The 12,168-nt window shown below is 66.8% G+C and carries 14 protein-coding genes; 10 read left to right on the top strand and 4 right to left on the bottom strand.

Annotation, left to right across the window (positions count from 1 at the left end; translation table 11 throughout):
- Positions 1-152: 152 nt before the first annotated feature.
- From K32_RS21235 to K32_RS21220, 4 genes are all read right to left on the bottom strand, one after another.
- A complete protein-coding gene (locus tag K32_RS21235) occupies positions 153-1,829 on the bottom strand; it encodes a GGDEF and EAL domain-containing protein (RefSeq protein ID WP_201401419.1) in 1,677 nt (558 codons plus the stop codon).
- 228 nt (positions 1,830-2,057) lie between these two features.
- Entirely contained in the window at positions 2,058-2,243 is a 186-nt protein-coding gene (gene rpmF, locus K32_RS21230; protein ID WP_018183050.1) for a 50S ribosomal protein L32, read from the bottom strand.
- Between the two features lie 195 nt (positions 2,244-2,438).
- Complete coding sequence (gene leuB / locus K32_RS21225) at positions 2,439-3,551, bottom strand: 3-isopropylmalate dehydrogenase (protein ID WP_201401418.1); 1,113 nt, start codon at positions 3,549-3,551, stop codon at positions 2,439-2,441.
- An 89-nt stretch (positions 3,552-3,640) separates the two neighbouring features.
- A complete protein-coding gene (locus tag K32_RS21220; protein ID WP_201401417.1) occupies positions 3,641-4,021 on the bottom strand; it encodes a RidA family protein in 381 nt (126 codons plus the stop codon).
- 246 nt (positions 4,022-4,267) lie between these two features.
- On the opposite strand from K32_RS21220, the gene sdhC reads away from it, so the two are divergent.
- The 10 genes from sdhC (at position 4,268) to mdh (ending at position 12,153) form a co-directional block, all read left to right on the top strand.
- Complete coding sequence (sdhC, locus tag K32_RS21215; protein WP_211201070.1) at positions 4,268-4,666, top strand: succinate dehydrogenase, cytochrome b556 subunit; 399 nt, start codon at positions 4,268-4,270, stop codon at positions 4,664-4,666.
- A gap of 11 nt (positions 4,667-4,677) precedes the next feature.
- Positions 4,678-5,049 (top strand): succinate dehydrogenase, hydrophobic membrane anchor protein, encoded by a 372-nt coding sequence (gene sdhD, locus K32_RS21210; protein WP_201401415.1) that lies wholly within the window; start codon positions 4,678-4,680, stop codon positions 5,047-5,049.
- Between the two features lie 4 nt (positions 5,050-5,053).
- Positions 5,054-6,874 carry a succinate dehydrogenase flavoprotein subunit gene (gene sdhA, locus K32_RS21205; RefSeq protein ID WP_201401414.1) on the top strand — a complete coding sequence of 607 codons (1,821 nt, stop codon included), beginning with the start codon at positions 5,054-5,056 and terminating at the stop codon, positions 6,872-6,874.
- Between the two features lie 6 nt (positions 6,875-6,880).
- Positions 6,881-7,330, top strand: a complete 450-nt coding sequence (locus tag K32_RS21200) for a DUF3052 domain-containing protein (RefSeq protein WP_201401413.1) — start codon at positions 6,881-6,883, stop codon at positions 7,328-7,330.
- 28 nt (positions 7,331-7,358) lie between these two features.
- A complete protein-coding gene (locus tag K32_RS21195) occupies positions 7,359-8,138 on the top strand; it encodes a succinate dehydrogenase iron-sulfur subunit (protein WP_201401412.1) in 780 nt (259 codons plus the stop codon).
- 100 nt (positions 8,139-8,238) lie between these two features.
- A complete protein-coding gene (locus K32_RS21190) occupies positions 8,239-8,424 on the top strand; it encodes a hypothetical protein (RefSeq protein ID WP_201401411.1) in 186 nt (61 codons plus the stop codon).
- A 146-nt stretch (positions 8,425-8,570) separates the two neighbouring features.
- Entirely contained in the window at positions 8,571-8,963 is a 393-nt protein-coding gene (locus tag K32_RS21185; RefSeq protein ID WP_201401410.1) for a VOC family protein, read from the top strand.
- Between the two features lie 273 nt (positions 8,964-9,236).
- Entirely contained in the window at positions 9,237-9,821 is a 585-nt protein-coding gene (locus K32_RS21180) for an AprI/Inh family metalloprotease inhibitor (protein WP_201401409.1), read from the top strand.
- Positions 9,822-9,857: 36 nt separating this feature from the next.
- Positions 9,858-11,030, top strand: coding sequence for a cell division protein ZapE (gene zapE, locus K32_RS21175; RefSeq protein ID WP_371813050.1), 1,173 nt, complete (start codon positions 9,858-9,860; stop codon positions 11,028-11,030).
- 157 nt (positions 11,031-11,187) lie between these two features.
- Positions 11,188-12,153 (top strand): malate dehydrogenase, encoded by a 966-nt coding sequence (gene mdh, locus K32_RS21170; protein ID WP_201401407.1) that lies wholly within the window; start codon positions 11,188-11,190, stop codon positions 12,151-12,153.
- Positions 12,154-12,168: the final 15 nt, after the last annotated feature.

Raw genomic sequence — 12,168 nt, 5'->3', positions numbered from 1 at the left:
GCCCGGCTTTGCCGGGCACCTCAGGATGATGGTCGAGGTTGGGGGCTGCCGTTCGGAAGGAGCGGCTCGGTCGATCGATCGACCACCTCACACCGAGCAGCCTGCTTGGTTCGAAGATCACCGCTGGGAGAGCCGAGACGCCGGAGCGGACCCTACTTCCAGGGCGGCGACAGGGTCGCGGCGCCGCTGAGGTGGCCCTGGATGCGGTTGACGCCCCAGGATGACAGCAGCGCGACCGTTTCCTCGTCCTGCACCCATTCGGCGACTGTCTCGATGCCGAGATCCTGGGCGAGCTCGACCAGCCGGCGCACGAAGATCTGGTCGTCCGGGCTGGTCGGCAGCGTCGCGATGAAGCTGCCGTCGATCTTGACCATGTCGATCCGGAGCGCCCGGAGATTGCGGAACGAGGTGAAGCCGGCGCCGAAATCGTCGATGGCGAGGCGGGCGCCGAGGTCGTGCACGGTGGAGACGAAATAGGCCGTCTCGTCGAGATTGCGGATGGCGCTGGTCTCGGTGATCTCGACGATCAGCCGGCTGCCGATGTCCGGGCGCTGGCTGACGGTCTTGGCGAATTTGGCCAGCCAGTCCGCCCCGGCCGCCGTTTCCGGCGCGACGTTGAGCGACAGGCGGGCGTCGGGATGGCGGGCCAGCGTCTCCAGCACGCGGTCGAGCACGGCGAGGTCGAACAGGCGCGACAGGCCGAGGCGTTCGGCGAGCGGCACGATCTGCCCGGCCGAGGCGATGCTGCCGTCGGGCTGCGCCAGCCGCAGCAGCGATTCGTGGAACACCGTCTCGCGGCTGTGGATGTCGACGACGGGCTGGAACGCCAGCCGCAGCCGCTGCTCGGACAGGGCGCCGATCAATTGCTGCGACAGGGTGATGTTGGTCTGGCGCTGGGCGTCGCGCTCGGGCGAGGGGCTGTAGCCGACGAAACGGCCGCGGCCGGAATCGCGCGCGACGCCGAGGCTCTCCTGCACCCGCTCCATCGCCTCCTCGCGGTTGCCGGCGTCGTGCGGCACCGCGACGCCGCCGACCGAGATGGTGATCGACACCGTGCCGTCGGCGGTCGCTACCACGTCGTCGCGAACGGCGGCCAGGAACCGCTCGGCGGCGAAGGCCATCTCGTTCTCGTCGCAGCCCATCAGGACCAGGCCGAGCTTGTGGCCGGAGAAGCGGCCCATGATGTCGCCGTCGCGCAGCCGCCCGCGGATCCGCCGCGCCACGGCGGCGAGCACGCGGTCGCCGGCGCGATAGCCATAGGCGTCGTTGATCAGGCGGAAATCGTCGATGGCGACGAGCAGGAAGGCGGCGTTGACGTCGCGCTCCTTCGCGTCGCAGATGGTCTGGTCGAGAATGTCGAGCAGGGCGGAGCGGTTGTAGAGGCCGGTGACGTCGTCATAGCCGGACAGGAAGGCGAGGCGCTGCTCGCGCGCATGCCGCTCGTTGATGACGCGCATCACCCCTTCGGCCCGCCGCGCGGTCTCGCCGCCATCGGCGTACCAGCGTCCGGTATCCTCGATCCAGAGCACGGGGCCGCGCGGCCCGGACGGGCGCAGGGCATATTCGATCTGGTAGGGAACGCCGCCGCCATGGTCGGCGCCGATCAGCAGGCTGTCGTGGCGGGCGAGCGGGCTGGCATCGTCGAGCAGCGTGTCGAAGGCATGGCCGGTGGCGATCGCCTCGGCCGAGGCGATGCCGAACAGGGCGAGCGCGTCGCCGCCCCATTCGAGCCGGTCGCCTTCCCGCGTCCAGCGATAGGCGACCTCGCCGATGGTGGAGAGAATGGCGGCGGTGCCGTCCGGGCGTTCGGTCTGATCGGAGCCGTTCACCACAGTCTCCACGATGGGCATGTCCTTTGCGCAGGCCGCTGCTGCCAGACGGCGATTTCGGCAAGCCTAGTGAAACGTTTGCGCGAACGCCATGGGGGGCCGGACCCATCTTTCGGCTTATCCCGAGCGGTCAGAAGGCGCGCGCAAAAGAAAAGGGCCGGCGCTGGGCCGACCCTTGAACTTCCATCGCTGGCTAGCCAGCCCGCCAGGCGCGAACGCCTGTCAGGATTAACCTTCGCTCTTCGGCGTCAGGATCTGACGGCCGCGATACATGCCGGTCTTGAGGTCGATGTGGTGCGGACGGCGGAGCTCGCCCGAGTTCTTGTCCTCGGTGTAAGCCGGCTGCGTCAGGGCGTCGTGCGAACGGCGCATGTTACGCTTCGACGGCGACGTCTTTCGCTTCGGAACTGCCATTGTACTCTTCCTTCGTCATATGCCGTCGAACCGGCGGCGTGCCGCCCGGCCGGGCATAGCAATCCAATCTGAATGCGGCCTTATACAGAGATCACCGGGGCTTGACCAGTCAGAGCCCGGCAAAAAGATTCAGCCGCGTTTCGGCCCGAGCCTTTCGTCGAAACGAGGAAAGGCTCGGGCGATTTGCGGGTCGTCTCAGGCCGACAGCAGGTCGAGTTCCGCGACGATCGCGGCGCCCATTTCCTTCGTGCCGACCTTCTTCGTGCCCTCGGTATAGATGTCGCCGGTGCGCAGGCCCTTGCTGAGCACGCCGGAGATGGCGCGGTCGAGCAGGTCGGCTTCCTGGGTGAGGCCGAAGGAGTAGCGCAGCGCCATTGCGAAGGACGCGATCATGGCGATCGGGTTGGAGATGCCCTTGCCGGCGATGTCCGGGGCCGAGCCGTGCACGGGCTCGTACATCGACTTGCGGCGGCCGGTCGAAGCGTCGGGCGCGCCGAGGGCTGCCGACGGCAGCATGCCGAGCGAGCCGGTCAGCATCGCCGCGACGTCGGACAGGATGTCGCCGAACAGGTTGTCGCAGACGATGACGTCATACTGCTTCGGCCGGCGGACGAGCTGCATGGCGCAATTGTCGGCGAGCACATGCTCGAGCGCGACGTCCGGATATTCTTCCTTGCCGACCTTGGTGACGACCTGGTTCCAGAGCACGCCCGACTTCATGACGTTGCGCTTCTCGGCCGAGGCGACGCGGCTCGAACGGGTCTTGGCGAGGTCGAAGGCGACGCGGGCGATGCGCTCGATCTCGGAGGTGGTGTAGAGCTGGGTGTCGACGGCGCGCTTCTCGCCGCTCTCGAGCGTGACGATTTCCTTCGGCGAGCCGAAATAGACGCCGCCGGTCAGCTCGCGCACGATCAGGATGTCGAGGCCCTCGACCAGCTCGCGCTTCAGCGACGAGGCATCGGCCAGCGCCGGGTAGCAGATCGCCGGACGCAGATTGGCGAAGAGCTCCAGATCCTTGCGCAGGCGCAGCAGCGCCGCTTCCGGACGGACGTCATAGGGAACGCTGTCCCACTTCGGGCCGCCGACGGCGCCGAAGATCACGGCGTCGGATTCCTGCGCCAGCTTCATCGTCGCTTCCGAGATCGCCTTGCCGTGCGCGTCATAGGCGGCGCCGCCGGCGAGATCCTGCTCGTATTCGAAGGCGGCGGTGCCGCGCTTCGTGAACCAGTCGATGACCGTCTTCACTTCGGCCATGATTTCCGTGCCGATGCCGTCACCGGGGAGAAGGAGAAGCTTGTAGCTGGTCATGTCGCGGGTTCTCTTGTCGAGCGGGTCTGCGGGCGGATGAATGCGCGGGCAGCGATAGCCGCGCCAAAGCGGCGATGCAAGCCGGCGAATCAGGCTTTGAGCGCCGTCACCTCGATCTCGACCTTCATTTCGGGCCGGATCAGGCCGCATACCGTCATCGTCGCCGCCGGGCGGATGTCGCGGAAGAGCGGACCGACGACGGCGAAGACCGCGTCGGCGAAGAGGGCGTCGGTGACATGATAATGCACGCGCACGACGTCCCCGAGCGTGAAGCCCGCTTCGTCGAGCGCGGATGCGATCGTCGCCATGGCGTTCTTCGCCTGCTCGGCGACGCCGTCGGGCATCGTCATCGTCTTGTAGTCATAGCCCGTGGTTCCGGCGACGAAGCACCAGGGGCCCTGGACGACGGCGCGCGAATAGCCGGCTTCCTTTTCGAAGGGCGATCCGGTCGAGATCCGTTGGCGCGACATGGGCTTCTCCTGGTTTCTCCGGGTCCGGCGGCTCGCTTGCCGCTGCGAGAGCCGCTTGCGAAAGCTTCCGCCAGGGTGTCAATGCGGGGATGATTACATGCCGCCGGCGCGAGTCGCGAAAAGTCAACGTCTCACGTTGCGTCATGCAAAAGACCGTTTTGACCGCGTCGCACAATGGGGTTAGAACCGGTCCAAACTCTCGACCCTAAATGCTTACGTTTACGTAAGCGATTGAGGATGAACACGATGTCGAATGCCGCGGCGAAGAAGAGCCGACCGCTTTCTCCGCACCTTCAGGTCTACCGCTGGCCGGTCACCATGACGGTGTCGATCCTGCAGCGTGTCACGGGAGGCGCTCTCTATTTCGGCACGCTGCTCCTCGCCTGGTGGGCGATCGCGGCCGCCGCGGGGCCGGGTCCGTTCTCCTACGTCTCGTGGGTGTTCGGCTCCTGGATCGGCCTGCTGGTGCTGTTCGGCTACAGCTGGGCGCTGATGCAGCACCTGCTCGGCGGCCTCCGCCACTTCGTCTGGGATTTCGGCGCGGGCTTCTCCAAGTCGTCGCGCGACAATCTCGCCTGGGCCAACATCATCGGTTCCGCCGTGCTGACGATCCTGATCTGGGTCGTGGCGCTCGCCATTCGCTGAGGGGCAATCACATGCGTACACCGCTCGGCCGCGTTCGCGGACTCGGCTCGGCCAAGGAAGGCACGGGTCACTTCTGGCACCAGCGCCTCACCGGCGCCGCGCTCGCCATCCTCGCCGTCCTGTTCGTCATCCTGGTCATCGTGCTCGCCGGCAAGCCCTATCCGGAAGTCGTCGCGACGCTGGCCAACCCGTTCGTCGCGCTCCTGATGATCCTGATGATCGGCACCGGCGTCTGGCACATGAAGCTCGGCATGCAGATCATCATCGAGGACTATGTCCACGGTGGCCTGAAGATCCTCGCGCTCGTCGCCAACACGTTCTTCGCGGTCGCCATCGGCGTGGCGACCATCCTCGCCTTCCTCAAGATCAGCTTCGGAGGCTGAAGCCATGGCTGAAGCCAACGCCAGCGCGTCCATCAACGGCCGCGCCTACAATTTCGTCGACCACACCTTCGACGTCGTCGTCGTCGGCGCCGGCGGCGCGGGCCTCCGCGCCACGCTCGGCGCCAGCGAGGCCGGCCTGAAGACCGCCTGCATCACCAAGGTGTTTCCGACCCGTTCCCATACGGTTGCCGCGCAGGGCGGCATTTCGGCCGCCCTCGGCAACATGGGCGAGGACGACTGGCGCTTCCACATGTACGACACCGTCAAGGGGTCGGACTGGCTGGGTGACCAGGACGCGATCGAATATCTCGTCCGCAACGCCCCCGCCGCCGTCTATGAGCTCGAGCATTTCGGCGTGCCGTTCTCGCGCACCGAAGAGGGCAAGATCTACCAGCGGCCGTTTGGCGGCATGACGACGAATTTCGGCAAGGGCATCGCCCAGCGCACCTGCGCCGCCGCCGACCGTACCGGCCACGCCATCCTGCACACGCTCTATGGCCAGTCGCTGCGCTACGCCGCCGAGTTCTTCATCGAATATTTCGCCATCGACCTGATCATGGAAGACGGCGAGTGCCGGGGCGTCGTGGCGCTCTGCCTCGAGGACGGCACGCTGCACCGCTTCCGCGCCGCCAAGACGATCCTGGCGACCGGCGGCTATGGCCGCGCCTATTTCTCCGCCACCTCGGCCCATACCTGCACCGGCGACGGCGGCGGCATGGTACTGCGCGCCGGCCTGCCGCTGCAGGACATGGAATTCGTGCAGTTCCACCCGACCGGCATCTACGGCGCCGGCTGCCTGATCACCGAGGGTGCGCGCGGCGAGGGCGGCTACCTGACCAATTCGGAAGGCGAGCGCTTCATGGAGCGCTATGCCCCCTCCGCCAAGGACCTGGCCTCGCGCGACGTCGTCTCGCGCGCCATGACCATGGAAATCCGCGAGGGCCGCGGCGTCGGCAAGGCGAAGGATCATATCCACCTTCACCTCGATCATCTCGATCCGGCACTCCTGCATGAGCGGCTGCCCGGCATTTCCGAGAGCGCCAAGATCTTCGCCGGCGTCGACCTGACCAAGGAGCCGATCCCGGTCCTGCCGACCGTCCACTACAACATGGGCGGCATCCCGACGAACTATCACGGCGAAGTGCTGAACAAGGTCGGCGGCGATCCCGACCAGATCGTTCCGGGCCTGATGGCCGTCGGCGAGGCCGCCTGCGTCTCGGTGCACGGCGCCAACCGCCTCGGCTCCAATTCGCTCACCGACCTCGTCGTGTTCGGCCGCGCCGCGGCGCTGCGCTGCATCGAGACGGTGCAGCCGAACCAGGCGCAGCGCGAGCTCGCCAAGGGCGCCGGCGAGGACGCGATCGCTCGCCTCGACCGCCTGCGCTTCGCCAGCGGCTCGACCTCGACGGCCGAGATGCGGCTCAGCATGCAGAAGGTGATGCAGTCGAACTGCGCCGTCTTCCGCACCGGCGAAGTGCTGGACGAGGGCCACGAGCTGATCCACCAGGTCTGGAAGGGCTCGGACGACGTCAAGGTCACCGACCGCTCGCTGATCTGGAACTCGGACCTGGTCGAGACGCTCGAGTTCGAGAACCTGATCGTCCAGGCCGTCGTCACCATGGATTCCGCGCAGAACCGCAAGGAATCGCGCGGCGCCCATGCCCGCGAGGACTATTCCGAGCGCGACGACGTCAACTGGATGAAGCATTCGCTCGCCTTCATCGACGCCGAGAAGAAGACGGTGAAGCTCGACGACCGGCCGGTGCACACCTACACGATGTCGAACGACATCCAGTACATCGAGCCGAAGGCTCGCGTTTACTAAGGGCGGATGATGGCCCCCGCGAGCCCTCCCGCAGCCGGCTATTCCGGGCGTTCGCTCCCGGAAAAGCTCGGCTTCAAGCCGGGCATGGCGGTGGCCTTCGTTTCGCTGCCGCCGGAGCTGGAGGCGCTTGCCGACTGTGTTCCGTTCGGGCGCGTCGTCCGCACGGCGAACTGGGCCGAGCCGCTCGGCCCGGATCGCGAACTCGACGCGGTGCACGCCTTCACGGCGAGCCGCGCCGAGGTCGAGGGCGAGCTGGCGCGGTTGCAGGATGCCATCCGGCGCGACGGCATGATCTGGGTGTCGTGGCCGAAGAAGGCCTCGAAGGTCGAAACCGACGTGACCGAGGATGTCGTCCGCGACGCGGCGCTCCGGCTCGATCTCGTCGACATCAAGGTCGCGGCGGTCGACGCCGTCTGGTCCGGTTTGAAACTCATGGTCCGCAAGGACCGTCGCTGAACGAATTTTACGCCCGAGGACGCTCACTATGGTCCAGCTGACCCTCCCGAAGAACTCGAAGCTCACCGAAGGCAAGGTCTGGGACCGGCCGGCCGGCGCCAACAATGTCCGGGAGTTCCGCGTCTATCGCTGGAGCCCGGACGACGGCAAGAACCCGCATGTCGATACCTATTTCATCGATCTCGACGATTGCGGGCCGATGGTTCTCGACGCGCTGATCAAGATCAAGAACGAGATCGACCCGACGCTGACCTTCCGCCGTTCCTGCCGGGAAGGCATCTGCGGCTCCTGCGCGATGAACATCGACGGCTCGAACACGCTCGCCTGCACCAAGGGCATCGACGAGGTGAAGGGCCCGGTCGCGATCTACCCGCTGCCGCACATGGAAGTGGTCAAGGACCTGGTTCCGGACCTAACCAATTTCTACGCCCAGCACCGTTCGATCGAGCCCTGGCTGAAGACGGCGACGCCGCAGCCGCAGAAGGAATGGCTGCAGAGCCATGCCGACCGCGAGAAGCTCGACGGCCTCTACGAGTGCATCCTCTGCGCCTGCTGCTCGACCTCGTGCCCGAGCTACTGGTGGAACGGCGACCGCTATCTCGGCCCGGCCGTGCTGCTGCAGGCCTATCGCTGGCTGATCGACAGCCGCGACGAGGCGACCGGCGAGCGCCTCGACAATCTGGAAGATCCCTTCCGCCTCTATCGCTGCCACACCATCATGAACTGCGCGCAGACCTGCCCGAAGGGCCTGAACCCGGCCAAGGCGATCGCCGAGATCAAAAAGATGATGGTCGAGCGCCGCGTCTGATCGCGCCGTTCCTTAAGACGATTTTCAGTCGAACGGCGCGGAACCCTTCCGCGCCGTTTTCGTTTCCGTCGACCGATCGCGTTTTCGGAAGGAGACGATCATGACCATCAAGCAGGATATGGAGCCGACCTGGACCATCGAGGCAATCGACAGGCTGCGGGAACTGGCGGTGGAGCATGTGCCGGCGGACATCATCGCGACGGCGATGCACCGTCCCGTCACCGAGATCCGGCAGAAGGCGGCCGAGCTCGGCCTCGCGCTCGAAATCGAGCCCCAGACGCCGTAGGCCCGCTCGCCGCTTCGCGGAAGCGGTGAAGAATTCCGCCCATTCCTCTCCCGCGACGGCGTCGGCAGGCCGGCAGGCTTGACGCCGCCGCGGCGTTCGGTTCCCCTGCCGCGCGGCCCGTCTCGGAGGGCCTTCGGGGGAGTGACATGGGCGTTCTGGATCACATCGGCATCACGGTCAGCGACCTCGATCGCGCGATCGCCTTCTACAACGCGGCGTTTGCGCCGCTCGGCGTGACCGAGCAGATGCGGGTGCCCGGCGAACTCACCGGCTATGGCGACGTCGTCGGCTATGGCGCTGGCGGCAAGCCGGAGATCTGGCTGAGCGGCGGCGCGCGCACCGAGCCGCATGTCCATATCGCCCTGGTCGCGCCGAGCCGCGCCGCCGTCGACGCGTTCTACGCGGCGGCGCTTGCCGCCGGCGGCACCGACAATGGCGGACCCGGCATCCGGCCGCACTACCACGCCAATTACTACGGTGCCTTCGTGCTCGATCCCGACGGCCACAACATCGAAGCCGTCTGCCATCGGCCGGAATAGGCGGAAGCGTCACACGTCGTGCTTTCTTGGTTAACCGTGTCTTAACGAGGCTTGTCGTTGCGGGCGTAATGCCGTATTGCGCCAAATAAGACAGGCTGCGGAATTTCGAGTGGTTTCCCTTCATCCAACCCGCCCGCACGGACGGCTTTTGCGCCTTGCGCGCAGAGGCCCCGCGCCTCGCGGTCGGTTGTGCGAATTTCCGCCTGCCTCAAAGCGGCTCGATTGTGCCCCTAACGTCGTAAGGCACCGAGGATTTCGATGATGGAGAAGCTCATGTCCCGCCGTATCGCGCCGATCGGCCTGGTCGCCACCCTGGCGGCCGCCTTGAGCGGTTGCGGCTCGTTCGGGGCGATCGGATTGGGCCCGATGGAGCGTTCCGCCAAGCCGGTCGAGAGCGACACGCTGCCGCCGGTCGCTACCGCGCCCGTCACCTCGACCGCGCTGCCGCCGCCGCCGACCGACCCGAACGCCCAGCTGCCGCCGCAGACCGCCGCCGGCACGCTGCCGGGCGCCGAGCCGCTTCCCGGCACGGGCGTGCCCGCGACCCCGCCGCCGGTCTCCACCGCGTCGGGCGCCGAGATCGGCCGCACGGACCTGCTCGGTGGCTGGACGCTGCAGTCGGGCGGCGAGAGCTGCCAGCTGTTCATGACGCTGACGAGCTGGACCGGTGGCTATCGCGCCTCGACGCGCGGCTGCCAGTCGCCGACGCTGAAGTCGATCTCGGCCTGGAGCCTCTCCGGCTCGCAGGTGGTCCTGGCCGGCGCCAACGGCGTTTCCGTCGCCAGCCTGTCCGCCACCGGCAAGACCCAGTTCAACGGCCAGATCCATGGCGGCCAGGCCGTTTCCTTCTATCGCTGACGGAGCCGGTCGCGTTTCGGCGCGGCGGCCGGGGGTATTCGGGTGAGCCAGGGCCTGCCGGTCGTTTCGCGCGTCGCTGACGCCTATCGGGAACTCGTCGCGAGCGGCACGATCGAGGAAGATCCGGCCCAGCGCTTGCTGGTTGGCAAGCTCGACGCGCTCAACGCCCGCCTCGCCGAGCGGCGGCTCGCCCGCAAGTCGAGCGCGCTCGGCTGGCTGTTCGGCAAGCGCGAGGCGGCGACGCCGGAGATCCGCGGACTCTACGTCCATGGCGATGTCGGCCGCGGCAAGACCATGCTGATGGACCTGTTCTTCGAGCGCGCCGCGCCGCAGCGCAAGCGCCGGGCCCATTTCAACGACTTCATGGCCGACGTGCATGCCCGCATCTTCAGGATGCGCGAGGCGATCAAGGCCGGCGAGGTTTCCGGCGAGGACCCAATCCCGCCGGTCGCCGAGGCGATCGCGGCCGAGACGCAGCTTCTCTGCTTCGACGAGTTCACCGTCACCAACATCGCCGACGCGATGATCCTCGGCCGGCTCTTCACCCAGCTGTTCGCGCGTGGCGTCGTGCTGGTCGCGACCTCCAATGTCGCGCCGGACGATCTCTATGCGGGCGGCCTCAACCGGACCCTGTTCCTGCCCTTCATCGATCTCCTGAAGACGCGGGTCGAAGTGGTGCGGCTGGCGGCGCGGACCGACTATCGGCATGAGAAGACGTCGCGCGCGCCGGTCTATCTGACGCCGCTTGGGCCTGAGTCGGACGCGGCGCTCGATGCGGCATGGCTCCAGCTTACGTCAACGTCACATGGCGAAGCGTCGACCCTCGCCGTGCTCGGCCGCGACGTCTACGTGCCGCAGGCGGTGGATGGCGTCGCCCGGTTCGACTTTGCCGATCTCTGCGCCAAGCCGCTCGGCGCCAGCGACTATCTCGCCATCGCGCATGCCTTCCATACCGTGATCATCGATCACATCCCCGTGATGGGCGATGCCAGGCGGAATGAAGCCAAGCGCTTCATTACATTGATCGATGCGCTCTATGACGGCCACGTCAAGATCGTCGTCTCCGCCGCCGCCGAGCCGGCCGGGCTCTATACGGCCGAGGACGGTATCGAGGCTTTCGAATTCGCCCGCACCGCCTCGCGCCTCACGGAGATGCGGTCCGAGGAGTATCTCGCCCAGCCGCATCGCGGCTTTATCGTCGAGACATGACGTTCACGTAAACTGCTGGACGAATTGGCGGATTGCCGCCACGGAAGGTGCGCGAGCGACTTGCGCCTGTCGCACATTGGGGTTAGACCACCGGCGTTCCGACAGAGTCAAACTGTCGCATTACGTTTAGGTAAACCTCCATCGGGAGACCTCGCACATGGCTCGAGCCAAGATTGCTTTGATCGGTTCCGGTCAGATCGGCGGCACGCTCGCCCTTCTCGCCGGCCTGAAGGAACTGGGCGATATCGTCCTCTTCGACATCGCCGACGGCGTTCCCCAGGGCAAGGCGCTCGATATCGCCGAAGCAGCCCCGGTCGAAGGTTTCGACGCCAATCTCTCGGGCGCGTCCTCCTATGCCGCGATCCAGGACGCCGACGTCGTCATCGTGACGGCCGGCGTGCCGCGCAAGCCGGGCATGAGCCGCGATGATCTGCTCGGCATCAACCTCCAGGTCATGGAGCAGGTCGGCGCCGGCATCAAGAAGTACGCCCCGAACGCCTTCGTCATCTGCATCACCAATCCGCTCGACGCCATGGTCTGGGCGCTGCAGAAGTTCTCCGGCCTGCCGGCGAACAAGGTCGTCGGCATGGCCGGCGTGCTCGATAGCGCCCGCTTCCGCTACTTCCTGGCCGAAGAGTTCAAGGTCTCGGTCGAGGACGTCACCGCCTTCGTGCTCGGCGGCCACGGCGACACCATGGTGCCGCTCACCCGCTACTCCACCGTCGCCGGCATCCCGCTGACCGATCTGGTCAAGCTCGGCTGGATCGAGGAGAAGCGCCTCGAGGAGATCGTCCAGCGCACCCGTGACGGCGGCGCCGAGGTGGTCAACCTCCTGAAGACCGGCTCCGCCTTCTACGCCCCGGCCGCTTCGGCGATCGTGATGGCCGAGTCCTACCTCCGCGACAAGAAGCGCGTCCTGCCGGCCGCCGCCCTGCTCGATGGCCAGTACGGCATCAAGGGCCGCTACATCGGCGTGCCGATCGTCATCGGCGAGAACGGCGTCGAGCGCATCATCGAGATCGAGCTGAACAAGGCCGAGCAGGCGATGCTCGACAAGTCGGTCGCCTCGGTCGAGAGCCTGGTCGAGGCCTGCGTCAAGATCGCTCCGGCGCTCGGCGCCTGATCGCTCGAACCAAGC

The organism is Kaistia sp. 32K (assembly GCF_016629525.1).
Taxonomy (GTDB): domain Bacteria; phylum Pseudomonadota; class Alphaproteobacteria; order Rhizobiales; family Kaistiaceae; genus Kaistia.
The sequence above is the reverse complement of the archived record's forward strand: the minus strand, read 5'-3'. Positions and strand labels throughout refer to the sequence as shown.